The sequence below is a fragment of the Dictyoglomus thermophilum H-6-12 genome (assembly GCF_000020965.1).
In the GTDB taxonomy this organism is placed as follows: domain Bacteria; phylum Dictyoglomota; class Dictyoglomia; order Dictyoglomales; family Dictyoglomaceae; genus Dictyoglomus; species Dictyoglomus thermophilum.
The window spans coordinates 336,812-361,960 of the sequence record NC_011297.1; the positions used below are offsets into that span (position 1 = coordinate 336,812).

General features: G+C 33.9%; 32 protein-coding genes and 1 tRNA gene. 18 read left to right on the top strand and 15 right to left on the bottom strand.

What is annotated here, in order from left to right; all coding sequences use genetic code 11:
- Positions 1 to 21: 21 nt before the first annotated feature.
- The 12 genes from rplI (at position 22) to DICTH_RS01585 (ending at position 8,056) form a co-directional block, all read left to right on the top strand.
- Positions 22 to 471, top strand: a complete 450-nt coding sequence (gene rplI, locus DICTH_RS01540) for a 50S ribosomal protein L9 (protein ID WP_012548620.1) — start codon at positions 22 to 24, stop codon at positions 469 to 471.
- A complete protein-coding gene (ppcA, locus tag DICTH_RS01545) occupies positions 468 to 1,961 on the top strand; it encodes a phosphoenolpyruvate carboxylase (protein WP_012547720.1) in 1,494 nt (497 codons plus the stop codon). The genes rplI and ppcA overlap by 4 nt, the downstream gene beginning before the upstream one ends.
- Before the next feature lie 207 nt (positions 1,962 to 2,168).
- Positions 2,169 to 3,083 (top strand): hypothetical protein, encoded by a 915-nt coding sequence (locus DICTH_RS01550; protein ID WP_143707855.1) that lies wholly within the window; start codon positions 2,169 to 2,171, stop codon positions 3,081 to 3,083.
- Positions 3,055 to 3,243: a phosphoribosylformylglycinamidine cyclo-ligase gene (locus DICTH_RS09800; protein WP_012546987.1), complete on the top strand. Its 189-nt coding sequence runs from the start codon at positions 3,055 to 3,057 to the stop codon at positions 3,241 to 3,243. Before DICTH_RS01550 ends, DICTH_RS09800 begins: the two co-directional genes overlap by 29 nt.
- 50 nt (positions 3,244 to 3,293) lie before the next feature.
- A complete protein-coding gene (locus DICTH_RS09805) occupies positions 3,294 to 3,611 on the top strand; it encodes an AIR synthase related protein (protein ID WP_407919139.1) in 318 nt (105 codons plus the stop codon).
- Positions 3,580 to 4,041: an AIR synthase-related protein gene (locus tag DICTH_RS09810; protein ID WP_012547147.1), complete on the top strand. Its 462-nt coding sequence runs from the start codon at positions 3,580 to 3,582 to the stop codon at positions 4,039 to 4,041. Before DICTH_RS09805 ends, DICTH_RS09810 begins: the two co-directional genes overlap by 32 nt.
- Positions 4,038 to 5,165, top strand: coding sequence for a penicillin-binding transpeptidase domain-containing protein (locus tag DICTH_RS10310; RefSeq protein WP_041723159.1), 1,128 nt, complete (start codon positions 4,038 to 4,040; stop codon positions 5,163 to 5,165). The genes DICTH_RS09810 and DICTH_RS10310 overlap by 4 nt, the downstream gene beginning before the upstream one ends.
- Positions 5,165 to 5,383 carry a penicillin-binding transpeptidase domain-containing protein gene (locus DICTH_RS10315; protein WP_041723160.1) on the top strand — a complete coding sequence of 73 codons (219 nt, stop codon included), beginning with the start codon at positions 5,165 to 5,167 and terminating at the stop codon, positions 5,381 to 5,383. Before DICTH_RS10310 ends, DICTH_RS10315 begins: the two co-directional genes overlap by 1 nt.
- Positions 5,365 to 5,853: a penicillin-binding transpeptidase domain-containing protein gene (locus DICTH_RS10320; RefSeq protein WP_012547522.1), complete on the top strand. Its 489-nt coding sequence runs from the start codon at positions 5,365 to 5,367 to the stop codon at positions 5,851 to 5,853. The genes DICTH_RS10315 and DICTH_RS10320 overlap by 19 nt, the downstream gene beginning before the upstream one ends.
- Before the next feature lie 399 nt (positions 5,854 to 6,252).
- On the top strand, positions 6,253 to 6,774 hold the full coding sequence (gene purE, locus DICTH_RS01575) for a 5-(carboxyamino)imidazole ribonucleotide mutase (RefSeq protein WP_041723448.1): 522 nt from the start codon (positions 6,253 to 6,255) through the stop codon (positions 6,772 to 6,774).
- A 100-nt stretch (positions 6,775 to 6,874) separates the two neighbouring features.
- A complete protein-coding gene (locus tag DICTH_RS01580) occupies positions 6,875 to 7,744 on the top strand; it encodes an IS5-like element ISDith1 family transposase (protein WP_012547704.1) in 870 nt (289 codons plus the stop codon).
- 111 nt (positions 7,745 to 7,855) lie between these two features.
- Complete coding sequence (locus DICTH_RS01585; protein WP_012547112.1) at positions 7,856 to 8,056, top strand: hypothetical protein; 201 nt, start codon at positions 7,856 to 7,858, stop codon at positions 8,054 to 8,056.
- A gap of 166 nt (positions 8,057 to 8,222) precedes the next feature.
- Here the strand turns inward: DICTH_RS01585 and DICTH_RS01590 are convergent, their stop codons facing one another.
- Complete coding sequence (locus DICTH_RS01590) at positions 8,223 to 8,417, bottom strand: YgaP family membrane protein (protein WP_012547950.1); 195 nt, start codon at positions 8,415 to 8,417, stop codon at positions 8,223 to 8,225.
- A 128-nt stretch (positions 8,418 to 8,545) separates the two neighbouring features.
- On the opposite strand from DICTH_RS01590, the gene ltaE reads away from it, so the two are divergent.
- Both ltaE and DICTH_RS01600 read left to right on the top strand, forming a co-directional pair.
- Positions 8,546 to 9,577 (top strand): low-specificity L-threonine aldolase, encoded by a 1,032-nt coding sequence (ltaE, locus tag DICTH_RS01595; RefSeq protein WP_012547255.1) that lies wholly within the window; start codon positions 8,546 to 8,548, stop codon positions 9,575 to 9,577.
- A 71-nt stretch (positions 9,578 to 9,648) separates the two neighbouring features.
- Positions 9,649 to 10,356: a polysaccharide deacetylase family protein gene (locus tag DICTH_RS01600; RefSeq protein WP_012548158.1), complete on the top strand. Its 708-nt coding sequence runs from the start codon at positions 9,649 to 9,651 to the stop codon at positions 10,354 to 10,356.
- An 81-nt stretch (positions 10,357 to 10,437) separates the two neighbouring features.
- On the opposite strand, the gene DICTH_RS01605 is transcribed toward DICTH_RS01600, so the two are convergent.
- From DICTH_RS01605 to DICTH_RS01625, 5 genes are all read right to left on the bottom strand, one after another.
- Positions 10,438 to 12,327, bottom strand: coding sequence for a carbohydrate binding domain-containing protein (locus tag DICTH_RS01605; RefSeq protein ID WP_012547404.1), 1,890 nt, complete (start codon positions 12,325 to 12,327; stop codon positions 10,438 to 10,440).
- A 185-nt stretch (positions 12,328 to 12,512) separates the two neighbouring features.
- The gene (locus DICTH_RS01610; protein WP_012547267.1) at positions 12,513 to 12,836 is read right to left on the bottom strand and encodes a YbjQ family protein; all 324 of its coding nucleotides are present in this window, start codon (positions 12,834 to 12,836) and stop codon (positions 12,513 to 12,515) included.
- Between the two features lie 13 nt (positions 12,837 to 12,849).
- Entirely contained in the window at positions 12,850 to 13,053 is a 204-nt protein-coding gene (locus DICTH_RS01615) for a hypothetical protein (protein WP_012548121.1), read from the bottom strand.
- A gap of 20 nt (positions 13,054 to 13,073) precedes the next feature.
- Positions 13,074 to 13,160: transfer RNA gene (locus tag DICTH_RS01620), tRNA-Leu, on the bottom strand.
- Positions 13,161 to 13,183: 23 nt separating this feature from the next.
- A complete protein-coding gene (locus tag DICTH_RS01625) occupies positions 13,184 to 14,131 on the bottom strand; it encodes an AEC family transporter (protein ID WP_012548517.1) in 948 nt (315 codons plus the stop codon).
- Between the two features lie 140 nt (positions 14,132 to 14,271).
- On the opposite strand from DICTH_RS01625, the gene DICTH_RS01630 reads away from it, so the two are divergent.
- The gene (locus tag DICTH_RS01630) at positions 14,272 to 15,912 is read left to right on the top strand and encodes an MASE3 domain-containing protein (protein WP_081428026.1); all 1,641 of its coding nucleotides are present in this window, start codon (positions 14,272 to 14,274) and stop codon (positions 15,910 to 15,912) included.
- 2 nt (positions 15,913 to 15,914) lie between these two features.
- Here DICTH_RS01630 and DICTH_RS01635 read toward each other — a convergent pair whose 3' ends face one another.
- Positions 15,915 to 16,937 (bottom strand): aldo/keto reductase, encoded by a 1,023-nt coding sequence (locus DICTH_RS01635; RefSeq protein WP_012546962.1) that lies wholly within the window; start codon positions 16,935 to 16,937, stop codon positions 15,915 to 15,917.
- Positions 16,938 to 17,124: 187 nt separating this feature from the next.
- Between DICTH_RS01635 and DICTH_RS01640 the strand changes: the two genes are divergently transcribed.
- Both DICTH_RS01640 and DICTH_RS01645 read left to right on the top strand, forming a co-directional pair.
- Entirely contained in the window at positions 17,125 to 17,568 is a 444-nt protein-coding gene (locus DICTH_RS01640) for a hypothetical protein (RefSeq protein ID WP_012548026.1), read from the top strand.
- 128 nt (positions 17,569 to 17,696) lie between these two features.
- On the top strand, positions 17,697 to 18,896 hold the full coding sequence (locus DICTH_RS01645) for an L-lactate MFS transporter (RefSeq protein WP_012547066.1): 1,200 nt from the start codon (positions 17,697 to 17,699) through the stop codon (positions 18,894 to 18,896).
- Here the strand turns inward: DICTH_RS01645 and DICTH_RS01650 are convergent.
- Positions 18,893 to 19,546: an HAD family hydrolase gene (locus tag DICTH_RS01650; protein WP_012547919.1), complete on the bottom strand. Its 654-nt coding sequence runs from the start codon at positions 19,544 to 19,546 to the stop codon at positions 18,893 to 18,895. The two genes, DICTH_RS01645 and DICTH_RS01650, sit on opposite strands and share 4 nt — an antisense overlap.
- A gap of 160 nt (positions 19,547 to 19,706) precedes the next feature.
- Here DICTH_RS01650 and DICTH_RS01655 point away from each other — a divergent pair, with 160 nt between their 5' ends.
- Complete coding sequence (locus DICTH_RS01655) at positions 19,707 to 20,963, top strand: glycoside hydrolase family 1 protein (protein WP_012547332.1); 1,257 nt, start codon at positions 19,707 to 19,709, stop codon at positions 20,961 to 20,963.
- On the opposite strand, the gene DICTH_RS01660 is transcribed toward DICTH_RS01655, so the two are convergent.
- The 7 genes from DICTH_RS01660 to DICTH_RS01685 all read right to left on the bottom strand — a co-directional run bounded on the left by DICTH_RS01660 (position 20,956) and on the right by DICTH_RS01685 (position 25,120).
- On the bottom strand, positions 20,956 to 21,966 hold the full coding sequence (locus DICTH_RS01660) for an SPL family radical SAM protein (RefSeq protein WP_012547261.1): 1,011 nt from the start codon (positions 21,964 to 21,966) through the stop codon (positions 20,956 to 20,958). The two genes, DICTH_RS01655 and DICTH_RS01660, sit on opposite strands and share 8 nt — an antisense overlap.
- Positions 21,935 to 22,771 carry a 5'-methylthioadenosine/S-adenosylhomocysteine nucleosidase family protein gene (locus DICTH_RS01665; RefSeq protein ID WP_012548372.1) on the bottom strand — a complete coding sequence of 279 codons (837 nt, stop codon included), beginning with the start codon at positions 22,769 to 22,771 and terminating at the stop codon, positions 21,935 to 21,937. The genes DICTH_RS01660 and DICTH_RS01665 overlap by 32 nt, the downstream gene beginning before the upstream one ends.
- Positions 22,768 to 24,024 carry an Nramp family divalent metal transporter gene (locus DICTH_RS01670; RefSeq protein WP_012547528.1) on the bottom strand — a complete coding sequence of 419 codons (1,257 nt, stop codon included), beginning with the start codon at positions 24,022 to 24,024 and terminating at the stop codon, positions 22,768 to 22,770. The genes DICTH_RS01665 and DICTH_RS01670 overlap by 4 nt, the downstream gene beginning before the upstream one ends.
- 99 nt (positions 24,025 to 24,123) lie before the next feature.
- Positions 24,124 to 24,282, bottom strand: coding sequence for a YvrJ family protein (locus DICTH_RS09815; RefSeq protein WP_012548603.1), 159 nt, complete (start codon positions 24,280 to 24,282; stop codon positions 24,124 to 24,126).
- Between the two features lie 2 nt (positions 24,283 to 24,284).
- Positions 24,285 to 24,617: a YcbK family protein gene (locus DICTH_RS01675; protein WP_012547749.1), complete on the bottom strand. Its 333-nt coding sequence runs from the start codon at positions 24,615 to 24,617 to the stop codon at positions 24,285 to 24,287.
- On the bottom strand, positions 24,610 to 24,840 hold the full coding sequence (locus tag DICTH_RS01680) for a hypothetical protein (protein ID WP_012548036.1): 231 nt from the start codon (positions 24,838 to 24,840) through the stop codon (positions 24,610 to 24,612). The genes DICTH_RS01675 and DICTH_RS01680 overlap by 8 nt, the downstream gene beginning before the upstream one ends.
- 49 nt (positions 24,841 to 24,889) lie before the next feature.
- A complete protein-coding gene (locus DICTH_RS01685) occupies positions 24,890 to 25,120 on the bottom strand; it encodes a DUF2922 domain-containing protein (protein WP_012548640.1) in 231 nt (76 codons plus the stop codon).
- Positions 25,121 to 25,149: the final 29 nt, after the last annotated feature.

The window sequence follows — 25,149 nt, forward strand, 5'->3', positions numbered from 1 at the left end:
AAAATTTATAGAGGTATATTTATGAAAGTTATTCTTCTTAAGGATGTCAAAGGTTTGGGTAAGTTAGGGGAAATCAAAAATGTTGCAGATGGTTATGCTAGAAATTTCTTAATAAAGAATAAGCTAGCACTAGAGGCAACAGAGAGTAATATTAAATATGTAAAGTCACAATTAGATGCATTACAGAAGAAGAATGAAAGGAAGTTTGAGAATGCTAAGGAGCTTAAAGAGGTAATAGAGTCTTTAAATGTTGTGATAAAAGCCAAAGCTGGAGAGAGTGGAAAGCTTTTTGGTTCTATAACTTCTGAAGATATAGCTCTAGCTTTGAAAGAGCAACATAACTTAGAAATTGATAAGAAAATTATTGAGACTGAACCTATAAAACTTGTTGGTGAATATATCGTTGATGTTAGGCTCGGAATGAATGTAATTGCAAAATTAAAAGTAAAAATAGAGAGTGATTGCCCATGACTAGAAAAATACCTAGAACAATGTCAACACAGCATCCTGATAATGCTAATGTACCTTTTTTCTCAAATAATCCCGTTCTTCAAGGTGATGATGAAATAAAAGAAGCGTATTATGCTTTTTCATATCTTGGCGTGGATGAGGTGATGTGGGATGTTGAAGGTAAGGAGACAGATGAGTTTGTAATCAGAAAATTGGTATCTGATTATCCAGAATTCTTTAAACAAAAAGTAATAGGAAAAGATATATTTATAACCTTAAGGGTACCAAATCCTAATTACGAGAAAGCTGAAGGTAAATTACTTATAGAAACTCTTGAAAGTATTCCTAGGTCTTACGATACAGCATATGTCTTCTACCAAGATGAAAGTGTTGTACCTATATTTGAGGTTATAGTGCCAATGGCAGATACTGAGACCTGTAACAGAGTGTACTACTACTATAAGAATGTAGTTGCTGGTAAGGAAGATAAACCGTTTTGTGACACAAATCCTCAGCTAAAACTTAAGGATTGGATTGGAGAGTTTAGACCCAAAAAGATAAATGTTATACCTCTTTTTGAAGATATTGATAATATTATCAATGTTGACAAAAATCTAAAGGAGTTTCTAAAGGATAAACTTGATGAAGTTGAATATCAGAGGGTGTTTTTAGCTAGATCTGATCCTGCAATGAATTATTCTTCTTTAAGTGTTATAATTGCCATAAAGCTTGCTCTAGAGAAACTTTATGAACTTCAAGAAAGTTTAAAACTACCTATTTATCCTATACTTGGCTGTGGTACAGCTCCGTTTAGAGGAAATTTTTCACCTAATACCTATAGGTATGTTATAAATAATTATCCTAGTGTAGCAACATTTACCATCCAGTCGGCTTTTAAATATGATTTCCCAGTTAAAGAAGTTCAAAGAGCAATAGAAAATATAAACTTAACTCCTGTAAAATCACCAAATTCAATAAGTTCAAAAGACAGAGTTGAAAGTATAATGTACAAAGTTTCTTCGGAATACAAGAAACAGCTTGCTGAAATTGCACCTTTAGTTAATAATATAGCTGTTTTTGTACCAAAAAGAAGAGCTAGGAAAATACATGTTGGATTGTTTGGTTATTCAAGACAAACTGATGAAGGTATAACCTTGCCAAGAGTAATTTCGTTTTGTGCTGTTTTATACTCTTTGGGATTGCCTCCAGATATTCTAGGTCTTAGTGCCTTAACAGATGAAGATATAAAATATGTTGAGTCGGTTTTCCCAAGGTTTAAAGAAGAAATGTCTGAAATATTGTCAATGTGGAATGAAGATGTTCTTGATCTACTTCCAGTTAGCATAAGGAGTGAGATAAAGCAAACGGTGAAAAGGTTTGACTTTGAAATCAACCAAGAACATTTATCTTTCTCAAAGGATCTTGTTAAACGAATAAAGGAAAATAAGTTTGATACCAAAATCACTGATCTTATAGTTGCATCAGCAAAAGTAAGAAACTTTCTAGGTTAAACTGTTGTATACCCAACTTTTTTATCTTCTTGCAAAAGTAAATAATGAAGCATGAAATTACTGTTTCTATAAGTATGGTGCTGCCTGCAATGCTTCAAGCTATTTTGATAAGAAACAAATTGCTAATTTATAATAGTTTTTACTTGTATGTTAAAAGTTGAGAAAATAGAGGGAGAATATTGTTTTACTTCTAAGGTTGATGCCTGGGTGAACAAGATAATAGGGGTTATTTTAGAAAGTCCGGAATTTAAAACTCTAGTTTTAGAAAATTTTATTTCAGCCAACACAAAAGCAATTGATCTTGTTGAAGAAGTGGAGTATAAGAAGCAAAATGATAATTTAATATTGATAAATGGTGAAGATATTGAGATTTTATTAAATGATAATATAGTTAATGGAACAATAATGTTAGTATCTGAAAATTTTAGGTCATTAGCGACTAAAGAAATACCAACCTTAGGTAAGTTGGCACAGGATTATAGAATGGAAATAAAGGACAACAAATTTGAGGTAGTATATAGAAATCCTAAGTATACTTCAAAACTAATATCTTTTCTGATTTACCGCAAAATAGGAATAGTACCTTCAGATTTACTTGTTGAGAAGCTAAGTACCTTATTGCAGGATAACATACCACAGAACTTTGAAAAACTTGAACTAAAAATAGAAAAATTTGGTAAGTATATTTTACCGAATAAGATATTATTATCAATTAAATTGATAATTGACGGTAAGGTGAATTATTACCTTCTGAAATATGAAAGGGGTAGATGGAGTATAAAGAGTATAAACTTACAAAAGGGATCTATTAATTTTTTCCACAAACTATTGGTACAATTGACAGAATCTGTAGGTGTTTTTTTATCATCAAAAGGTTGGTTTTATAGGCTGGTTGATACTTTTAGAAAGATTGATAAGTTTATAACTTCAAATGCTTTTTTGAAATATTCTATACTAATTTTTGCTTTGATAGTTGGTGTATATATAGTTTTGAAGGTTAGATTGTTACTTATACTACTTTTTCTTTACATTTTGTGGTTATTGTATAAAAGATTTTGCTTATTTTTGGTTTTTAATAGAGAGGTAGACTATTATGGCAGATTACAGAGAGGCAGGAGTTGATATAGATAAAGCGAATAGCTTGATAAATAAGCTAAAGGAGGAAATTTCATCTACAAATAATGAGTATGTTATAACTGGTGTAGGTGGATTTGGAGCGATAATTGATGTGAATTTAAAAGAATTCAAAAATCCAATAATTTCTGTATCCACGGATGGGTAGGTACTAAGCTATTATTAGCTAAGGAGTACAATAAACTTGAAGGGGTAGGGATAGATCTTGTTGCTATGAATGTTGATGATGTTGTGTGTACTGGAGCAAAACCAGTGGCTTTTGTTGATTATTATGCCTGTGGTAAACTTGATGAAGGAGTTTACTCAAAAGTAATAAGAAGTATAGTTGAAGGGTGTAAAATAGCTAAGGTTGCTTTGGTGGGTGGTGAAACTGCGGAGATGCCAGGAATGTATGCCGAAGGGGATTTTGATCTAAACGGGACGGCTATAGGAATTGCTGAAAAAGATAACATTCTGCCTAAAAACATAAAGGAAGGGAGATGTTTTGGTAGCACTGGAATCAAGTGGATTTCATAGTAATGGTTATTCGCTAATAAGAAAGATTTTAAAGGATAAAGAGATAGATCCAACGAAAGATTATGGATTTGGAAGACCTTTAGTAGATCTTTTGCTTGAACCTACTAGAATCTATTGCCATGTTGTATACCCATTGATTGAAAAGGGATTAGTTAAGGCACTTTCTCACGTAAGGGGTGGAGGGATAGTAGAAAATACCCTAAGGGTAACTATGGGTAGGGGAGTAAAGTTATTCAAAGAAAAGATAAAAACTCAAGAATTCATGAAATTTATAATAAAGGAAGGGAATGTCTCTGAAGAGGAAGCGATGAGGGTATTTAATATGGGGGTTGGGATGGTAATAACTACAAACAACGAAGATAGGTTACTAGAGGAACTTAAAAATCAAAACCTAGATTATGACTTTTACCTAGTAGGTAAGGTGGTATGATTAACTTCAGAATTATTGAAGCGAACTTAGGAATAAGTAGGTTAAGGTTGATTGTATTTTTGTTAATAGTTGGGATTATTGTTAGCATAGTAACGATAAGAGTAATAGACATGCAGATATTGAATAGAGAAAAGTTCGTTAAGTTAGCCATGGTAATAAACATGGCTCAGCAAATTTACATTCCCGCAAAAAGAGGTACGATTTTTGATAGAAATGGTGAGATTATATCTCTAAGTGATGAGATAATAGGAGTTTTTGTAATTCAAAAATATTTACCGCAGAATGAAGCGCAAAAATTAGTTGTTCTGTCTAAGTTATCAGCTATTATAGATAAGGATATAAAGGTTATTTTGCAAAACATTGAAAGGAGAAAATGGGACCTTTATGGGCCTATATTTATAAGTGAAATAACAAAAGAACAGGCGATAAAAATATTAGAGAAGCAGGGGGAGTTACCTGGAATAGTGGTTGATACTACATACTCTAGATATAACTATTACCCTTATGAAACAGCGCACTTAATGGGATATTTGGGAGCTATATCCCAAGATGAAATGAAAAAGTTGTCGGAAGCGTACAAAGAAATATATCACTCAAGCAGTATGATAGGTAAGGATGGAATTGAAAAAGTATATGATAGAATACTAAGAGGTAAAGATGGTAAATTATTTAGATATATTGATGCTAAAAATAATATAGTAGGGACAGAAATAGCAGAGATACCTGTAGAAGGTAATTCAATAAGATTATCAATAGATATTGATATCCAAAGGCTTGGGTACAAGCTTCTTAAGAATTACAGAAGTAGTTTAGTAATGTTGAAGCCAGCAACGGGGGAAATAATAGCATTAGTATCTTCGCCATCCTTTGATCCAAATAGATTATCGATAGGGGATAATGCTTACTTTTTATCTTTATCAACAGATAATAAGAATTTTCCATTGTTCAATAGATCAATTCAAGGGACATATCAACCAGGTTCAACTTTTAAGTTGGTGACAGCTGCTACCGCATTGAAGAATAATAAATGGGATCCTAATAGGAGCGAAAATTGTACAGGGGCGCTAAGGATAGGTAAAAGATATTCAATGATTGGGCGATACATGGTTTTGTTAAGGATATAGTGAGGGCGATAGAAGTTTCTTGTGACGTTTATTTCTACAAAGTGGGACTTTCCTTAGATCCCGATGACCTTATAAAAACTTCAAAAGAATTTGGTGTAGGAGAACCAACCTTTATAGATCTGCCAAATGAAAAGTTAGGTTACAGAATATCGGTAGAGGCGCACAAAAGAAAATACAATAGAGATATACTAGGGGGGACATGGCAAACTTGGCAATAGGGCAAGGTGACTGGCTACTGACTCCTCTGCAGCTAGCCTTAGTTGGGGCTTTTATTTATAATGAAGGTGTTGTATTTAAACCGCACATAGTGAAAGAAATATTATCAAGTGATGGAAAAGAAGTTATAAAAAGAATTGAACCTGAGGTTTTAAGAAAAAGTACAGATATATCTCATGAAATTTTTAGCATTATCAAAGAAGGTATGATTAACGTGTTTGAATCAGGAACTGCAAGAGCACTAAAGTATATAACCAAATACCCAATAGCTGGTAAGACAGGTACTGCTGAGAATCCACATGGTAAACCTCATTCTATATTTTTGTGTTACGGACCTACAGACGGAGTGGATCCAAATGATGCAGTAGTTAGTGTGATAATAGAGAATGTCGGATCTGGATCTGCTTATGCGGGACCAGTTGCAGCAAAATTGATTGATGCTTACTTTGATAAGTACGGATACAAAAAATAATTTTTCATTATTTAACTTTGGACCTCTATGTTTATTTATTTTGTGGACCTCCTGTCTGCTATTTTATGTGTAGGGGCTAACGCCTCCTATCATTCTTAGTCTCTATTTTCTTAGTTAGGGACATCCTATCCGCAGTTCTACGTACAAGAGGTTTCGCACCTTATGTAACTAATCCCGTTTTGTAAAAGAACTACCTTTGTAGGTATTTAGGTATTAAAGAAGGATATAATTCTTTAGAAAGGAAGAAAAATGAATTTTGAATACTTTTAGTTAAGTTGCATTTGTTTTTAAAATTTCTATAAAATATGCAGACATTGTAGAATACTCTTTTAGTAATGGTTTTTTCTGACAAGAGTTTTGTTCTTTGTTTTTGTTATAGTCCTAAATTTAAGGAGGTATATTATGAGGGTAGGAATAGTAATGGGCAGCGATTCCGACTTAGAGATTATGTCAGAAGCTGCTAAAGTACTAGAAGAGTTTGGTGTCGATTACGAGATACATGTGATGTCAGCACATAGGACACCAGAAAAAGTCTTTGATTATACAAAAACGGCTGAAGAAAGAGGTATTGAGGTATTTATAGCGGGAGCAGGAGGAGCTGCACATTTACCTGGTGTAATTGCTGCACTAACAACGTTTCCTGTTATAGGAGTACCTATAAAAACTTCTTCGTTAAATGGACTTGATTCATTGTTATCAATAGTACAAATGCCTTCAGGAATACCTGTAGCCACAGTAGCAATAAACGGAAGTAAAAATGCTGGATTATTAGCATTACAAATCCTTTCAATAAAATATCCAGAGATAAAACAAAAATTGAAAGAGTTCAAAGATAAGATGAAAGAAGAGGTTACTTCTAAAGATGAGAAATTGCAATCACTAGGATACAAAAACTACCTCTCTTCAGTTAAGAAATCTTAAAATTGTTGAGATTAGCAAAACTATTTGGTTTACCTTTTTTGAGGCTGTTCAAAAAATGAAGGGAGATGAGGAGAAAAGAGGCTAGGAGAAGTGTTATTTAGTGCAAGTGAAGAAGAGGATAAAGGATAAGGGTAAGGTAGATTTTATTATAGATTTTAGGAGGATTTATAGGAATATTAAGGAGATGATAAAGGTTAAGGAGGAAAGGAGAAGAGGTAGGAAGAAGAAATATGATGATGGATTGATAATATTAGCGGGTATGTTAATGATAGGGTGTGGATTTACATATAGGGAGGTTGCTAGGTTGATAAATAGGGTATTAGGGGTTAAGATACACATATCGAATATATATTATAGGTTGAAGGAGATGGAGGGATTAGAGGGGGTAGTTAATAAGGTGATAAGGAGTATAAATGTAGAGAAGGTGAAGGGTAGATGTAGGGGTTTGTTAGTAGATGGTGCGGGATTTGGGTATAATTTTAAGATAAAGCAGAGGTTATATTTTGGTAGGGAGATAAGGGAGAAGAGGGATCATGTGAAATGTGAATTGTTAGTGTTAGTAGATGAGAGGGGTAAGAGTTATATAGTGGGTGTATTTGTGGATGATGGGTATAAGGACGAGAGGAAGATACTGAAGAGTAAGTTTGAGGAGGTTAAGAAGCTAAAGGAGGAGGTGGATTTTAGGAAGGTTTATGGGGATAGGTTATACAACAGGGATATAGAGTTATTGAGGGAATTTGAGAAGGAGGGGGTTGAGATGATATTGCCGGTAGAGGATGGGATACATAACAAGGTTAAGAGTGAGGAGAGGAAGAGGGTTAAGGAGTCGTATAATCGGAAGAGGCATGCGTACAATAGGAATAGGTACAAGATAGAGCAAAAGATAGGGAACATAAAGAGGTTTATGGGTACATATTTGAATACAAAGGATAAAGAGGTAAGTAAGAATTTAGTATTGTTAGGAGTATAAGGAAGAAGTGAATTTTTGAACACTCTCGAAAAGCAATTGAAAATTTAAAAACGTAATATAATAGTCTTTAAAAATTCCCTATAGAATATGGTTTTAGAGGGGAGTATTTTTATGTTTGATCTATCTCTCTGGGAAGAAAAAATTTCAAAAGAGTACGAAATGAGAAGTGAAGAGAAAAAGATTCTCTTTTTGGAAGTTTTTTACGCAACCAAGACTGTTAGTCAGAATATCACTCCTGTAAAAGAGGAATCTCCATCAGAGTTTAAGAAAAAATGTGTGTTTATACCTTGTAAGATTGGGGAGAGACTTTGATGAGAGTTAATGTAACTTTTAAAGATTTCTATTGGGATGATGCTATACTTGTAAGGAGAAAATAAGACTATTACATTACTAGAAGTAGAAGTAAAATATATAGAAATAATCAAGTAAAATTAGGGGGGAATCATTCCCCCCTTTTGGCCCTGGATGATACTATCTCTTATTTAGCAGTGGATTTGTTTATTAATCTATAAAGAGGACAATATCTTATTGCGGCTGTGAAAACAAGGATGGTACCAATTATATGGAGAATAACTGCCCAAGCTGTTCCTGACAATACTCCCCATTTTGTTAAGTGAGGAAGGATTAAACCTATAATAACTCTTATGATGGCATCAGTCTTCCCTACGTTCATTTTTTTTACCCCCCCTTTTGAATTTGAAATAATTATACATACAAATGTAAAAAATTTCAATATGTCATTTAATAATTATGGCTTATAATTTTAACTAAATAATTTTTTTATAAAAGGAGTGATATTTTATGGGATTTATAGACTTGAGAAGTGATACTGTAACAAAACCTACGGAAGAGATGCGTAAAGCGATGTATTCTGCTGAGGTTGGAGATGACGGATATGGAGAAGATCCTACGGTAAATTTTTTAGAAGAAAAGGCAGCAGAAATCTTAGGCAAAGAGGCAGGACTTTTTGTAGTCTCTGGGACTATGGGAAATCAGGTAGCTTTGTTAACTTGGACCCGCCCCGGAGATGAAGTTATATTAGAGTCTGAATCTCATATTTACTATTATGAGGCAGGAGGAATGGCTGCTAATTCGGGGGTTCAGCCCTTTTTGATTGACGGAAAAGATGGAATGATGCCTATAGAGGAGATAAGAAAAGCCATAAGACCTAAAGGTAGAGTTTTTCCTAATACATCTCTTATAGTTCTTGAAAATACTCATAATAGAGCTGGAGGTAAAGTTTTGCCTCTTGGTTATATGAAAGAGGTTTATGAGTTAAGTAGAGAACATAATATACCTATCCATCTTGATGGTGCAAGGATATTCAATGCAGCTATCCATTTGAAAGTTTCTGCTAAAGAGATTGCAAAATATGCAGACTCAGTTATGTTTTGCCTCTCTAAAGGACTTTCTTGTCCTATGGGCTCTCTTCTTGTAGGTCCTAAAGAATTCATAGAGGAAGCAAGAAGAAAAAGACAAAGGCTTGGTGGTGGGTTAAGACAGGCTGGTGTGGTTGCTGCATGTGGAATTGTTGCCCTTGAAAAGATGATTGACAGATTAGAAGAGGATCATGAGAAGGCTAAGATATTATATGAATTTTTGAAAGATATGGAGATTTTTAATGTTGAAAGGCCTGATACTAATATTTTAAAGGTAAAAATTAAAATAAATAAAAAGGCAAGAGAATTTTTAGCCGAGTTTAAAAAATATGGGCTTCTTGCCACAAGTTTCGATGATGAAACTTTAAGATTTGTTACTCATAAAGATGTTTCCTTTGAGGATATAGAAAAGGCTAAAGGAATTATATATAAAGTATGTAAATTGATGGATTGACAAATGGTTTTTTGGGTAGTATATTGTTTATCAAAACGTTTTTATGTATTAAATAAGTGGGGAGGTTTGCTATGAAAAAGTTAGTCATGGTTTTACTTCTTTCTTTATTTTTTGTCCCATCCCTTGCTACCCAAGAGTATCCAAAGCCTGATAAACTCTGTGCATTAACTTTTGATGACGGACCTGATGCAAGGCTTACCCCACGAGTACTTGATAAGCTTGAAAAATATAACGTAGTTGCTACCTTTTTCCTTGTTGGGCAGAGAATAAATGATAGTGTAAAGCCTGTGCTTGACAGAATGGTAGCTATGGGATGTGAATTTGGCAATCATTCTTGGGATTATAATCCGATGGATAAGATGGATCCTGAAAAGATTAAGGAATACATAAAAAGGACTAATGAAGCTATAGAAAAATATACAGGGAAAACTCCTCGCTTTTTCCGTCCACCAAATCTTGCAGTAAGTCCTGTTATGTTTGAGGTTATAAATATGCCCTTCGCAAGTGGGGTTCTTGGATTTGATTGGGCAGGATGTGATAGAACTCCTGAAAATATTGCAAATAATGTTTTAAAAGGTATTAGAGATGGTGCTATTATACTCTTACACGATGTACAGCCAGAACCTCATCCTACTCCCGAGGCTTTGGATATCTTAATACCAGAGTTAAAAAAGAGAGGATATGAGTTTGTAACCCTAAGTGAGCTCTTCAAGAGAAAGGGTGTAGATCCTACAGATCCTAAGTATAAAAATAAGATGTGGGTTTATGTAGAGCCATAAAAGCGAGGTAGGGGGATTTAAAGGAAAGGGGAGAGAGGATTTTTATCCTCTCTCTCCTTATATTTTTTATTTTTTTTATTTTTATTGAATTTTTTCTAACTTAACATCTTTGAAGTAGACTTTTCCTGTGGCAGGATTTGAAGTTTTTCCAAGTTCAAAGGAGAGATTTGCTCTTGGATCTTGATTATTGTTAAAGGTGAACTCAAGGGTAAAGGTTTGCCAATTAGTAGTTAGATTGCAAGTTGTGTTTGCATATAGAGCATAGGTTGTTGGGTTAAGGAATTTTACATTAATATCTCTTGGAGTGTCTGCTTTAGCTTGGAAAGTTAATCTGTAGGTATTTCCTGCTGTAAGTCCTACCCATTGATTGAACTGTACATGCCAAGATTCCCAGCCTGTGTCTGTCACATCTACTATTGCCATTTTGTTTGCGGTATCTATTGTTGCTGTAGCAGTTCCACCCATACCGTATGGTGATCCATACCATAAGAACCAGTCATCGGGCCAGTTTGTTTGATCATTTGTGAATGGGAATTCAAATGTTCCGTTGTTTATTTCTTCCATGGTTACACCTTTGTATACTTTTATATAATCCACATACATTTTCTGTGGAAATACGGTAGTATTATCAGGGTATCCAGGCCAGTAGCCACCTACTGCTACATTCATTATGATAAAGAATGGATGATCAAATACCCAATCTCCGGGAACCTCTGTTCTTGTTATAGTGAAGAACTTCTGATCATCCACATACCAGGATATTCCTATTGGATCCCACTCTATGGCAAAGATGTGGAAGTCTTGGGAGAAGTCTCCCGATGGAAGGGTATAGTTTCCTCCCTTACCACTTGCTCCAGAGTACCCAGGTCCATGTATTGTACCATATACCTTGTTGGGTTCATGTCCCACAAGTTCCATTACATCTATCTCGCCACAAGTAGGCCATCCTACTTGTGTGATATTTTCGCCAAGCATCCATAGAGCAGGCCATATTCCTTTACCTTTTGGAAGTTTTGCTCTAAACTCTATCCTTCCAAATTTTACATCAAATTTTCCTTGGGTCTTCATCCTCGCAGAGGTGTAATTGTATGTTTCAGGGGTTCCGTCTTGGTTATCGTCTGCTGTTACAGTCTCTTGTTTGGCCTCAATTACTAAGACTCCATTCTCTACGTAGGCATTTTCTCTCTTATAGTACTCTGATTCTCCATTACCCCATCCTGGAAGGTTTGGTCCACCATTACCAATTTCGAAACTCCAAGTATTTTCGTCTATTGTATTATTATCAAAATTCTGTTCCCATACTACTGCATACCAGTATTTTTGTCCTAATGCTGGTGGTGGAGGAGGTGGTTCAGCAGTACCAACTTTTACAAGTTTTACATTATCAATGTAAATTGTTCCATCATCTCGTCCAAGTTGGAATTCAAATCTTGCTGCTGTATCTGTGGCTTGTTTCATAGTAAATTCAAAGGTATAAGTTTGTCTTTGGGGGGTAATATCTATGGCATATCCTCCTGATTGATCTGCAGGTTGTCCACTTGGTGGTGGATTATATGGAGTCCAACCTTTATATCCATTTGCTCCTATTTTTACTCCAATTCTTCTATTCTTGGTTGCCCATGCCTCAAAGCTTACCCTATATATTCCTAAGTACTCTACAGTAATTGGCGATTGTAATAGTTGTACTGACCAAGTATTTGGCCCACCATTAGTTATTTCAACCTTTAATACTCCATTTTCAACCGTTCCTGTAGCTACCGCCCCATCGCCAGTTCTAAAGAGCCATGTTCCTTGGGTATTGAAATCACCATTAGGAAGTTCAGGATAAGTGTCACTTATATAAATAAGTGGTTTTGAAAAATCTCCATTTTGGAGAATGTTTACTTCTGTTGAAGCTTGAGTCCTTGGTGCACAGCCGGCAATCAGTAAGATCAATAAGGTAAGAAGTAGAATAGAAAAATATCTTTTCATATTTTTTGTTTCCCCCTTTTAATAAAGGTTTGAGGGTAAGAAAAAACTAATTTGTTTTAGTGAGTTTTGTTTACCATATCCCTCCTTTCTTTGTTTGATTTCAGAAAATAACAATTTCTTTTAATATTAGTTTAAATAAAGTAAACTTTATTGTCAATAGAGGGTTAAACCGATTACAACTTAGGTTATTCCTTCTTTTTAAGCCTTACAGCAGTACCATATGCGAGTATTTCTGCAACTCCTTGCATAATTTGAGTTGTACCAAACCTTACTCCTATTACTGCATCAGCCCCTAATCTTTTTGCCTCTTCAATCATCCTATCTAATGCTTGTTCTCTTGCTTCTCCTATTAGTTTTGTGTATTCGACTACTTCTCCACCTACTAAATTTCTAAGGCTTGCCAATATATCTTTACCTACGTGCCTTGTTCTTGCTGTACTCCCCTTAACAATTCCCAAAATTTCAATCACCTCATAGCCAGGAACATACTCAGTTGTAGTAATAATCATATTTTTACCTCCCTCACCATCTTACATCTTTATATTTCTCATCTTCACTTTTACTCTTAATCCTATCTTTCAAGACCTTTATAAAGAGAAGGCCAAAGGCAAGAATTAATAAAAGGCCAATTAAGCCTACAGGAAAGGCGAGAATTAGACCAAAAATTATAGCAAGGAGCCATATTATTACAATAATAGATAATATTAAATAGGCTATTCTCTCCATATTTTAACCTCCATAGGAGTTGGTGCGGATGGGGGGACTTGAACCCCCACGGGGTTTTACCCCACAAGATCCTGAATCTTGCGCGTCTGCCATTCCGCCACATCCGCAAAAATCTCTATCTTATATTTTATCAGATTTTAGAAAGTAATACCATGTAGAGGGGCATTATGATAATGCTAAATAAAGTAGTGTATGTAATCATACTTACGGCAAATTCATAATCTCCTCCATACATCCTTGCTACAATGGCAGAGTTTACCATAACTGGCATTGCAGACATTATGACAAATACATCTCTCATTAATTTAGGTATAGGTATAAAAAATTCCAAAAGTATTACAAGGAGTGGTGTTATTAAAAATCTACCTAAGAAGGTTAAGATAGCATCTTTATCAAGCTTAAATTTTTCAAACCCCATGTTATACATTATGATGCTTACATAGAATAGAGAAAGGGGAGTAGTAAGATTTCCAATTAGTTTGAAGCTATCAAATAAAAATTTGGGAAGTTTAAGATCCATGATAACTATACCTACACCTACTAAGAATCCCAAGAAAGGAGGATTAAGAATCCTCTTTAATGTTTCTATATTAAAGATTTTTTCTTTTTTCTCCTGGGTATCAAGGATTACTCCATAAACACCAAGACTCCACCATATGGTAGTATTTGCCATATAGTAAAGGAGAGTATAGGGGGTAGCAATCTCTCCAAAGAGGGCTTGAGACATGGGAAGTCCTATAAAAATGGAGTTTGAGAGGGAGAAGATTCCTGCCAAAAGACCTCTTCTTCCCTTTTTTGTTTTAAAAATGAGGGCTAAAAAATAGCCTAAGAAATAGGATATTAGTATTGATAAAAAGGGTATAATAAGACCTTTTGCAGAATTGATGAGATCATTTTTGGTGAAAAAGGATGATATGTTTACAATCATACCCAAGGGAAGACTGAGGTTCAAAACTATTTTTGCAAAAAGATCTGCTGTTTTTTCTTCAAACCATCTTTTATGAGTTAATAGATATCCTATAGCTATGATGATAACTATCTCTAATACTCCTTGTAGCGCAGAGAAAAATACCCTCATAAACTCCTCCTTTTTTTGAAAAGAATAACACAAATTGAATTTTTAAATGAAGATGAAAAAATAAGAGAAGGACTTGAAGCTATATATGATTATTGCATGTTTACTTCCTTTAAAGATTTTTTAGAAACTTGAACTCTTAAATGAAAAACTTTTTGAAAGGTTTATTGGTTTTAGCTGTTATCCTCTTTTTTATTCTCCTCTCTCGTTTCAATTTTCTTCTCTTTCATGTAATAATAGAGCTTTATTCTATCCTCATAGGAATAATGATCTTTATCCTTTCCACTTCTACTTATCAATTTGTTAAGACAAATTATTTTACTTTTATTGGTATTTCCTACTTATTTGTTAGTTTATTAGATTTTGTGCACACGTTAGCCTATAAGAGAATGAATATTTTTCCTTTTGTGAATACTGCAAATTATGCTACCCAGTTTTGGATCTCTGCAAGATATTTAGAGGCTGTATCTTTATTTTTATCTCCCTTTTTTATTAAAAGAAAACTAAAACTAATTCCTACCTACTTAGGCTATTTTCTTTATTTTATTGCTTCACTTCTTTCCATTTTCTATTTTAAGAATTTCCCAGCATGCTACATTGAAGGTTTTGGACTTACTACTTTTAAAATAGCAAGCGAGTATATTATCTCTTTGATACTTCTTCTTGCCATATATAATCATTGGAAGAATAAAGATTACTTTTATCCCTATGTACTTAAACTTTTAATATTTAGTATTGTTTCAACCATTATAAGCGAGATGTTTTTTACTCTTTATGTAGATGTTTATGGAATGATGAATGCTATGGGGCATATATTTAAGCTTATCTCCTTTTATCTCATTTATATGTCCATTGTGGAGACTTCTCTAAGAAGTCCTTATAGAACTATCTTTTATGAGTTTTTAAAAGAATCAAAAAGCTTTAAGGACTATATAGAATATGCAGGAATTATGTTTTTGATATTGGATACCAAAGGAAATATTATTCTTATAAATAAAAGGGGAGAAGAGATTTTAGGTTATAAAAGAGAAGAGATTATAGGTAGAAACTGGTTTGAAAATTTTGTCCCTGAGGAGATAAGGGATGAATTGAGAAAATATTTTGAGTTTTTAATAAGAAATAATGCCTTTGAGCAAGAGGATAAATTCAAGGAGAATCCAGTTAAGACAAGAGATGGGATTAAAATCATAAGATGGTATAACACTATTTTAAGGGATGAAAAAGGCAAAATTGTAGGAGTAATCTCATCGGGAGAGGATATTACAGAAAAGAAGAAGGAAGAGGATTTTCTAAAATATTTAGCTTCAGTAGATCCTCTTACAGGTGTATACAACAAAAGGGTTGGTTTTGAAATCTTTCAAAAAGAAATGGGCTTATCTTTAGTGAGAAATAGTCCCTTAGCTGTGGTGTTTGTAGATATTGATGATCTTAAAAAAGTGAATGATAATTTTGGACATAATGAGGGAGACGTTTATATAAAAATAATAACGGAGGCAATTAAAAAGAATATTAGGAAAACAGATACTCTATTTAGATTTGGAGGAGATGAGTTTGTTTTAATTTTGCCTCATTGTGATAGGGAGACAGCAGAGAGGATTATAGAAAAGATTTTGGTAAATTTAAAGAAGTTAAGGGAAGAATTAAATAAACCCTATGAATTCTCTTTTAGTTATGGTATTGCAGTGTTTTATCCCAAAGAGGGTAAGAGTATAGATGATCTTGTAAGGGAAGCAGATATGAAGATGTATGAAATGAAAAAAACAAAAAATAAGGAGGGGGAGTAAATTTACTCCCCCAAGTATTCTCTTACAGTAGCTATATTCTTTTCAATAAGGTCAGGGATAGGAAGGTTATAGGGGCATCTTGTCATACAGGTCCCACATTTGGTGCAATTTTGCGCCTTCAAATAGGCATCATAGAACCAACCTCTTCTTATGGTTTCATCGGGAAGTCTTTTTAAGAATGATTCTGATCTTATCACAGTAGATATAGGTATACCTACAGGGCATGGTTGACAATAGTCGCATTTTCTACAAAAGGTTGAACCCATTTCTTCTATTGTCTTTTCAATCTCTTTCCATTCTTCATCGGTTAAGGGTGTAAGATTCATGGCTATTTCTACATCTTCTTCTAACTCTTTGATAGATTCTATACCTGGGTCAGGTACTAAGAATTCTTTTTGAAGGGCAAACTTCAATGCAAGTTTTGGGTTAGGTATTACTCCTCCTGCCATAGGTTTCATAGCAATGATTCCAATATCCTTTTCCAATGCCATGGGAAATATTTTTTCTTCTGGTTCTCTTTCAATAAAATTATAACTTACCTGGATTACATCAAATTTATCGGTGGCAATAAGATCGGCAAGAATATCATTGCTATGACTTGATACTGCTATAAAATCAATGAGTCCTTCCTCTTTTGCTTTTAAAAGTCCATAATAGGCGCCATCAGGTTCGAATATTTTATTAAAGGCCTCTCTGTTGTTTACTCCATGGATATGGTAAATTTCTATCTTTTCTACTCCTAAATTCCTCAAGCTGGTTTTTACATCCTCATATATTCCATCTTTAGTTCTGTTTTGAGATTTAGAAGATAGGTATACCTTTTTATCAATTCCTTTTAGAGCTTTTCCAATTTTTATTTCGCTGTCGGTGTAGCCTCTGGCAGTGTCTATAAGATTGATTCCAAGCTCTATTGCTCTTCTTATAATCTTTATAGCTGTATCTTCATCTACCCTTTGGATGGGAATTCCTCCAAAGGCTATAGGAAATACTTCAAGATTTGTTCTTCCAAGTCTTCTCAGTTTCATTTATTTTCCCTCCAATTTAATTAGTTCATTTTGTTTATATTATAGATTTTGGAGTTAACTCTAAGTAAAGACAAATTTCTAAGCAAAATTTAAGGTTCTTCTAAATTTTGCTTAAGAATACTTATTTACAATTAAAACCAAACTCAAGGGAAACCTTGAGAAAAAAATAAAAAGTGGAGGTGGTACCATGAAGTTTAAAGGATTGGCAATTTTAAGTTTAGTGATCTTAGGTTTGTTCTCTTTATCCTATGCTTATGGCCCAAGATTTGGAGGTTATCTTGCTAATAATGTACAGCTAACAAAAATATCAGGCACAGTTACCAAAATAGCCAATAATCCTGCCTTGACTGTAACAGTAAAAACCACATCTGGAGATAAGGAAGTAATCCTTGGACCTGCTTGGCTACAGATAAAGGAACTAAAGGTAGGAAGTAAGATAGAGATAGAGGGATTTGAGTCTCCTGTAACCAAGAATTTTAAAGCGGTAAGAGTTGTGGTAGATGGGAAGGAAGTATTAAACTTGTCAAAGAATACAGCTTGGGGGAATCCAAATTATGGCAATTTAAGAGGTAGAGGAAGAGGCCTTCAAAATTATCCAAATTGTCCATGCTGGAACTTACAAACCAATTAAATTAGAGCCAAGTTATAAACTTACAAATTCTTAAGGGGAAGCCTTTAAAGGCTTCCCCTTTTTTTTAATACTACTTTTTGTTATAATTTCTGAGAACTAATTTTTACAGAGAGGGGTGTTGTGTTTTCATGAATAGTACTAATCTTTTAAAGAGAAGATGGTTTCTTATACCCTTAGGAATAATTATTTACATATGTCTTGGTACTGTTTATTCTTGGAGTGTATTTAGAAAACCTTTGGAGAATATTTTGCAGATTTCAGCTTTTCAGAGTGGTTTACCTTATATGCTATTTTTATTTTTCTTTGCTCTTTTTATGGCACTCTCTGGAAAATATGTTAGCAAATATCCGAGGTTGATTATTTTTATAGGAGGTCTTATAGTTGGTTTGGGTTGGATTCTTTCAGGTTTTTTTAGGGATATAAAAATTATTGCGATAACTTATGGAATTATTGCGGGAAGTGGAGTAGGAATAGTGTATGGAGTACCTATTACTGTAATTTCTAAGTGGTTCCCTGATAAAAGAGGGCTGGCTATGGGCCTTGTGATATCAGGGTTTGGACTGTCTCCCCTTATTACTGCCCCTCTTGCAAGGTATTTAATTGAGTTATATGGGCCCTTTGAGACCTTTAAGATATTAGGCTTAATATTTTTAATATTACTATCTCTTCTTAGTTTGGCGTTTAAACTTCCTCCTTTAGATTTCTCGGTTGGAGCTTTGAAAACTACGAAAAGGAAGATATTGGCAGAATTAAATACAAGGGAAATGTTAAAGAGCTCTAAATTTTATGGTCTTTGGCTATGTTACACCTTAGGTACTTTAATAGGATTGATGATAATAGGAATAACAAGTCCTGTAGGGGAGGAGATAGTAGGGCTTGATCCTAAATTTACTGCAAGTTTGGTTTCATTTTTTGCAATTTTCAATGCTGTGGGAAGGCCTCTTTTTGGTTGGATTACCGATAGAATTTTTCCGAGAAAGGCAAGTATTGTCTCATATCTTTTAGCTATGCTGGCTTCTTTACTTATGATTTCTACTGGTGGTAGTAATTTAGGGGTGTATATTATTTCTTTTTCTCTTTTCTGGTTGATTTTAGGATCTTGGCTTGCTATTGCACCTGCTTCTACCATAATTCTTTTTGGTGAGAGGAATTACGGCCAAAATTATGGTATAGTTTTCACTGCTTATGGAGTTGGAGCAATTTTAGGAGGTACCATATCGGGCATACTGAGAGATCTTTTAGGAAGTTATTTTTATGTATTCTATGTAATAATTGGTTTAAGCATTGTTGGTATTTTAATTACCTTGGCTTTATTAAAGGAGAATTAAATTATCTCTTTTAAATACTCTTTTACCTCTATTAAGGAGTTAAATACTTTATAGGCTCGGCTTAAAGTTTCGGGGCGGGGTGGCTTAAAGTCAAGAATAAGTAGAGGAGTCATCCCTGCCCTTGTAGCTGCAAGTACTCCATTGTCGGAGTCTTCAAGGACTATACATTCTTTGGGATCTACTTTTAACTTTTTGGCGGTAAGGAGGAATATATCAGGTTCTGGTTTACTTTTTTCTACCTCATCTCCGCATACAATTACATCAAATCTATTTAATATATTTGCTCTTTGAAGAAGGGGAATTGCCCTTTCTCTCTCTGTAGAGGTGGCAATGCCTCTCGGCATCTTCTTTTCATCAAGAAAGTCCAAAAGTTCAAAGAGTCCATCCTTTATAGGTATACCATTTTTCTCAATATATTCCTCTGTAAGCTCTATCTTTCTCTTATAAATTTTATCGAAGGGTATATCTCCCAGATATTTTTTAAATATTCTTTCGGTCTCTAAAATATTCACTCCTACAGTTTCATTATAAATCTCTTCAGTCATTATATAGCCAAATTCCTCACAGGCCTTTTTCCAGAGGATGTATCCAAGCCTTTCTGTGTCAAATATGACTCCATCCATATCAAAAATTACTGCCGAAACTTTCATACTCCCTTTTCTCCTAAATTTTTTATTTTATAGTAAAGCATATTGATTTTTGTTTTTCAATTTAAGTTTTTTTAAAGCTTGTTTTACTGATAAAATTGTTAATGGTGAAAGTATTTTAGAAAATTAAAATTTTAATTTTAGAAGTATGTGGGAGGTATATATGCTTAAATACAGGTTTCCTGAGGGGTTTTTGTGGGGGACTGCTACTGCTTCTCATCAAATTGAAGGTGATAATTTTTACAACGATTGGTGGGAGTTTGAGCAGAAAGGTAAGGTTAAAAATGGGCAAATTTCAGGCAAGGCTTGTGATAGCTGGAATAGATACGAAGAAGATTTTGATCTTATAGAAAAGCTTAATAATAATGCTTATAGGTTTTCCATAGAGTGGAGTAGAGTGGAACCAGAGGAAGGAAGGTTTGATCAATCGGCTATTGAAAGATATAGAGCTATGCTACTTTCTTTGAGGAGGAGAAATATAGAGCCTTTTGTTACCTTGCACCATTTTACCAATCCCTTGTGGATAGCCAAAAAAGGTGGATGGTTAAATTCAGAAATCATTGATTATTATTTACGTTATGTGGAGAGAATTGTGAGCGAGTTTAAGGATCTTGTGAATTACTGGATGACTATAAATGAGCCCAATGCTTATGCCTTTATGGCATATCTTTATGGACAATTTCCGCCTCAAAAAAGGAGCCTTATGAAAATGCTTAGGGTTTTAAATAATATGGTAAAGGCTCATGCTAAAGCTTACCAGGTTATCCATAAAATATCCCCAAATTCTAAAGTGGGTATTGCATATAATGTAATTTATTTTGAGCCTAAAAATCCAAAGTCTTTCATAGATAGAAAGCTTACTAACTTTGCAGATCGAATTTACAATAGGGTGTTTATTGAAACTTTGACTACAGGAAGATTTTCTTCTCCTTTTATTAAAGAAGAAATTCCCTATGCAAAGGATACTTTAGATTATCTTGGAGTAAATTATTACACAAGGATTTTAATGGGGTTAAGAATGACACCCCCCTCGGGAGAGAAGTCAGATTTTGGATGGGAGATTTATCCTGAAGGAATATATAAGGTAGTAAAAAGATTTTATAAACTCACAGGGAAGCCTATATATATTACGGAAAATGGTATATCCGATGCAAAGGACGAAAAAAGGCCTAAATATCTTATATCTCACCTTATTCAGCTACATAAGGCTATAGAGGATGGGGTAGATATAAAGGGGTATTTTCACTGGTCATTGGTGGACAACTTTGAGTGGGCAGAAGGCTTTCTCCAGAGGTTTGGACTTTTTGAGACTGATTTTAATAACTTTGAAAGGAAATGGCGTAAAAGTGCGAGAATATATAGTGAAATTGCAAAGAACAATGGAATAACGGAAGAGATGGAGAAAGAGTTTCTTAAATAGTAAAGATCTTATTTTCTGGGATGTAATTTTTAATTTTGGAAATTATAAAGTTTAAAAGCTCTTCTTTTATAGGGGAAGGATAGGTATAGGCTTCTTTGTCCTCTATATAAGGGAAAAGGGTGATTTCATTTTCAAAGGTTTTTCTCATCTTTTTTAAATACTCCTTAGGTATTCGGAATACACCTACAGATATATCCTGAATTTGGGAAGAAGGTATTTTTCTGAAAACGTAGTCTATAAACCTTTCATAGATCTCTCTCCAATCTTCTACAAAAATTATGGGATCAAAGCTTAGTCTTACCCTCCATCCATCATGAATTGCCTTCTTTATTGTGTTTATCCTAATAGGAAGCCTTGGGGTTTGAGGCTCAAATCTTTCAATAATCTCTTGGGGTAGAAGAGTCCAAGCTAAGATCACATTGGGGGAAGGTTTTAGGCTTTTTAGTACCATGTAATTTACACTTTTTGTTCTAACTTCAAGGATTAAATCCTCTTTAGAATAGGTGAAGTTAACAAATTGGCTAAAAAATGGCGCAATTCCCTCCATGGCTAAGAGATCTGTTTCGTAGGATATAGAGAGATAAAGAGGGTGTTTTTTTAACATATTCTCTATTTCTTGAAAATAATCTTCTATATTTACAAAGATAACTATATTAGCAGAGCTATACATTCCTTTTAAAAAACAGTAATCACAATTAAAGATGCAATTTATTATAAGGTTTGTGTAGTAGAAGTAATGATAGCCAAAATTTTGACAGAGAGGGGAGGCAGGGGAGAGGAAAGTATCTCTTCTTTTTGCAAGTATTAATTTTTTGCTTAGTTCTTGCAATTTATAGCTTTGTCTTGGTCTTGAAAATACCTCTTTATAATGGTTAATGGGTATGACCTTTGAATGGGTAAACTTTTTTAAAATCTCCTGGGTTATATGGTGGGAGATTACTTCTTTTTCCACATATATATGGGAAAAGGGTTTAGAGAGCGAGAATTTTTTTGAGTTTTTCAAAATATTCCTTTCCTTCCTTTTTAGAATTTACCTTTATATTTATGAATTCTGCTATTTCCTCAGGCAATTCTTTATTTCTAACCAGGTATCCTTTCAAAATTCTTTTAAGTTCATTTTCCATGGATTTTGTAAGATGTAGGTTTTCTTTTAGTTTTTGTAAGATTTCATTAAGCTTTTCATCTTCTTTCTGAATTTTTAAATATTTCTCGTTGAAGGCTAAAAGAGAATTCATAAAATCCTCTATATGAGGAATATTCTTTCTTAAAATATTGGCTATATCTTTGGGATCAATTTTATCATACTCTAAAAAATCGTATACTGTTTTTATACAATGGATATTATGAGGGGGCAGAAAGGAGGAAACAGCTTCAAAAAATCCAGCACCCTCCATATCTACTATATCTCCTTCTACATATTCTTGATGTTCTTTTTTTACTGGGAAATCAAAGCTTTCTAATACTGCCTCTTTCATACTGTGGTTTATTAAGATATCAGGATAAAAAGCCTTTTTTGAGTTATGATTTATTATCTTATTGCATAATATTAAGTCACCTTTTGAAAACTGTGTTTTTATAGCTCCACAAATACCTATATTTAAAGCAATATCTTCACTTCTCCATCCATATTTAGTTAATAGGTAAGTGGTAGCTATGGCAGAGTTTACAATACCAACTCCGCTTATGATCAAAAAAAGCTCGTCTTTATTGAAGACTTGAAATTTTGATGGATTGTCTAATTTTTCAAGTTTAAAGTGGTCTATAAAGACCTTTCCTTCGGTGTAGGAGGCCGTCACAATATAGATCATAAGAAGCTAAGAAAGAGGGTTATATTTAATATTGTTACAATTATTCCGATGATGAGAAGGATAATATTATCTAATCTTGAGTTTTTGAACTTTCCCATAACTTTTTCCCAGGAGGTAAGTCTGATCAAAGAGAATACAGTAAGAGGGAGTTGAATACTTAGCATTATTTGGCTCCAGATAAGGCCTTGGAAAGGATTGGATACAAAGAATATTACAATTAGGGCTCCTAACAAGGTGATGGTTATACCTATGCGGGTGTGGTTATCTTTGATATCAAAAGGCTCATTGAACATTCCTGCCCAAGTAGTTCCTCCTGCCATTCCTGCGGTAATGGATGAAGAGAATCCAGAAAAGATAAGGGCAATGGCAAAAACATAGGATGCAAGATGCCCAAGTATAGGTTTTAGGGTAACATATGCCTGGGGAAGCTCTGTAATGATGATACCATTTTTGTAAAATGTTTCAGCAGCGATAAGGATCATAGAGCTGTTTATTGCCCAACCCACAAGCATTGCCCCAATGGTGTCTAAATATTCATATTTTAACTGTTTCTTTATAGTATTTTCATCCTCTAAGTTCCATTGTCTACTTTGAATAATCTCTGAATGTAGAAAAAGGTTGTGGGGCATAACTACTGCTCCTAAAACACTCATAATTATGGGTATGGAGCTTTGCGGAAAAGAAGGAATTATCCATCCCTCTATGGCGCTTTTCCAATTTATTTTTACTAAGGAAAGCTCAAAAAGAAAAGATAGACCAATTATGGACACAAATCCAATTATATATTTTTCAATTTTTCTGTAATTGTTGGAAATAAGCATTAATATTGCAACAAAAGTAGTAATCAATGCTCCTATATTTAGTGGAAGGTTGAAAAGCATGTTAAGTCCAATGGCAGCACCTAATATTTCTGCAAGGGCGGTAGAAATAGAGGCAAGCATAGCGGTTATAAGTACGAAATAGCGAGGAAATTTTGGAAAATATTTTGAGATGGCTTCAGAAAGGCAAAGTCCTGTGGCAATTCCAAGGTGAGCTGCATTGTGTTGTAGGAAAATTAGCATTATGGTAGAAAGAGTTACCATCCAAAGTAGTTTATAACCAAATTGCGAACCTGCTGCCATATTTGATGCCCAGTTACCAGGATCAATAAATCCAACAGTTACAAGAAATCCGGGGCCTATGTATTTTAATATCTCCAGAGCCCCTAATTTAGGTTTATGTCCCTTAAAAAGTTTTTGTAAAAAGGTCTTCATGATTATAAATTTAATATATAACTGGTAATTTTTTCAACTATTTTAATTAAACTAAATCTACCAGCTGAGTTGTTAGTCCCCAGCTGGTAGATTTAACGTTTATGTAGATGCTTTTCCTGAGAGATTAAGTATTGCTTGAGACAGTTCATTTATGGCCTTAGTAAGATTTTCAAGTCTTGTTTCTATTCTTATAAGAAGGATTAAAGAAACCACAATAGGAAATCCTAAATTACTTATGAGTTGAGCGATCTCATTCATTTTTACACCTCCATATGGATATATTTTTTTAATTTATCAATCTTCACATAGGAAAAACCAAGCTTTTGGACTATCTCATAAGCCTTTTCAAGTTCAGGACTGGTTATATCGCAAGCCATTCCCTTCATATGCTTTGAGTTTGGCACTCCTCCAACCTCTGTATTGTGCTTTTCGCATCTATATCCACTGGTAATTTTTATTTTTACTCCGCTTAAAATTAGTCTCTCTAACTTCTCTAAAAGGTCAGGATGAAGCATTACCCTTTTACAGCATGGACATTCAAAATCCTTCAAGTAAAAATTTTTAGATATCTTAATCTCATTTACCTTAGGCATTTTTGTCCTCCCTATGTTCCATGCTTAAAATAATCTTTGAGATAAGTAAGGGTAGGAATTGTTTTTCTAAAAAAGTAGGAAAGCATTCTGGACATATGGGAGTTTCATCTATAAAAAATATGAAGTTTTTCTTTTTACCACATATTTTGCAAGAATAAACTGGAAATATCTCATAGAGAAAACTAAATTTAAATTGTACTTTTTTAATGATATTCTCTAACATCCTATCTCCTCCTTTTTAGTGGGGGCGGATTATAATCCGCCCCTTATTTTTAATCGTAGTAATCACTTATGTTAGTCTCTATAACTCTTGCATCGACCTTTTCTACTAAATCTCCTGTTCTTCCCTGAAATATGTTCTGATTTATAATAGTGTCCATAGCGTTTAATATCTCTTGTTCAGTTATGTCATCCTTTGGGTCTGGAATCCTTAAGGTAAAATTGCTTCCGCCATTGTCTTTGAAGATCATTCTTATATATTTTCTTGAGCTATAATTTGCCATCTTATCACCTCCTTTAAGTTAAATTTTTA

Excerpts from the sequence above, each read along its gene's own strand:
- DICTH_RS01680 (WP_012548036.1), bottom strand. The coding sequence starts at position 24,840 with ATGTTAGAGAATATCATTAAAAAAGTACAATTTAAATTTAGTTTTCTC.
- DICTH_RS10310 (WP_041723159.1), top strand. The coding sequence starts at position 4,038 with ATGATTAACTTCAGAATTATTGAAGCGAACTTAGGAATAAGTAGGTTA.
- DICTH_RS01640 (WP_012548026.1), top strand. The coding sequence starts at position 17,125 with ATGAAGTTTAAAGGATTGGCAATTTTAAGTTTAGTGATCTTAGGTTTG.
- DICTH_RS01615 (WP_012548121.1), bottom strand. The coding sequence starts at position 13,053 with ATGGAGAGAATAGCCTATTTAATATTATCTATTATTGTAATAATATGG.
- DICTH_RS01665 (WP_012548372.1), bottom strand. The coding sequence starts at position 22,771 with ATGATCTATATTGTGACGGCCTCCTACACCGAAGGAAAGGTCTTTATA.
- DICTH_RS01600 (WP_012548158.1), top strand. The coding sequence starts at position 9,649 with ATGAAAAAGTTAGTCATGGTTTTACTTCTTTCTTTATTTTTTGTCCCA.
- DICTH_RS01635 (WP_012546962.1), bottom strand. The coding sequence starts at position 16,937 with ATGAAACTGAGAAGACTTGGAAGAACAAATCTTGAAGTATTTCCTATA.
- DICTH_RS01650 (WP_012547919.1), bottom strand. The coding sequence starts at position 19,546 with ATGAAAGTTTCGGCAGTAATTTTTGATATGGATGGAGTCATATTTGAC.
- DICTH_RS01670 (WP_012547528.1), bottom strand. The coding sequence starts at position 24,024 with ATGAAGACCTTTTTACAAAAACTTTTTAAGGGACATAAACCTAAATTA.
- DICTH_RS01655 (WP_012547332.1), top strand. The coding sequence starts at position 19,707 with ATGCTTAAATACAGGTTTCCTGAGGGGTTTTTGTGGGGGACTGCTACT.
- DICTH_RS01585 (WP_012547112.1), top strand. The coding sequence starts at position 7,856 with ATGTTTGATCTATCTCTCTGGGAAGAAAAAATTTCAAAAGAGTACGAA.
- DICTH_RS09800 (WP_012546987.1), top strand. The coding sequence starts at position 3,055 with ATGGCAGATTACAGAGAGGCAGGAGTTGATATAGATAAAGCGAATAGC.
- DICTH_RS01605 (WP_012547404.1), bottom strand. The coding sequence starts at position 12,327 with ATGAAAAGATATTTTTCTATTCTACTTCTTACCTTATTGATCTTACTG.
- DICTH_RS01625 (WP_012548517.1), bottom strand. The coding sequence starts at position 14,131 with ATGAGGGTATTTTTCTCTGCGCTACAAGGAGTATTAGAGATAGTTATC.
- DICTH_RS09815 (WP_012548603.1), bottom strand. The coding sequence starts at position 24,282 with ATGAATGAGATCGCTCAACTCATAAGTAATTTAGGATTTCCTATTGTG.
- DICTH_RS01610 (WP_012547267.1), bottom strand. The coding sequence starts at position 12,836 with ATGATTATTACTACAACTGAGTATGTTCCTGGCTATGAGGTGATTGAA.
- ltaE (WP_012547255.1), top strand. The coding sequence starts at position 8,546 with ATGGGATTTATAGACTTGAGAAGTGATACTGTAACAAAACCTACGGAA.
- DICTH_RS01645 (WP_012547066.1), top strand. The coding sequence starts at position 17,697 with ATGAATAGTACTAATCTTTTAAAGAGAAGATGGTTTCTTATACCCTTA.
- DICTH_RS01630 (WP_081428026.1), top strand. The coding sequence starts at position 14,272 with ATGAAAAACTTTTTGAAAGGTTTATTGGTTTTAGCTGTTATCCTCTTT.
- DICTH_RS01675 (WP_012547749.1), bottom strand. The coding sequence starts at position 24,617 with ATGCCTAAGGTAAATGAGATTAAGATATCTAAAAATTTTTACTTGAAG.
- DICTH_RS10320 (WP_012547522.1), top strand. The coding sequence starts at position 5,365 with ATGGCAAACTTGGCAATAGGGCAAGGTGACTGGCTACTGACTCCTCTG.
- ppcA (WP_012547720.1), top strand. The coding sequence starts at position 468 with ATGACTAGAAAAATACCTAGAACAATGTCAACACAGCATCCTGATAAT.
- DICTH_RS01590 (WP_012547950.1), bottom strand. The coding sequence starts at position 8,417 with ATGAACGTAGGGAAGACTGATGCCATCATAAGAGTTATTATAGGTTTA.
- DICTH_RS01685 (WP_012548640.1), bottom strand. The coding sequence starts at position 25,120 with ATGGCAAATTATAGCTCAAGAAAATATATAAGAATGATCTTCAAAGAC.
- rplI (WP_012548620.1), top strand. The coding sequence starts at position 22 with ATGAAAGTTATTCTTCTTAAGGATGTCAAAGGTTTGGGTAAGTTAGGG.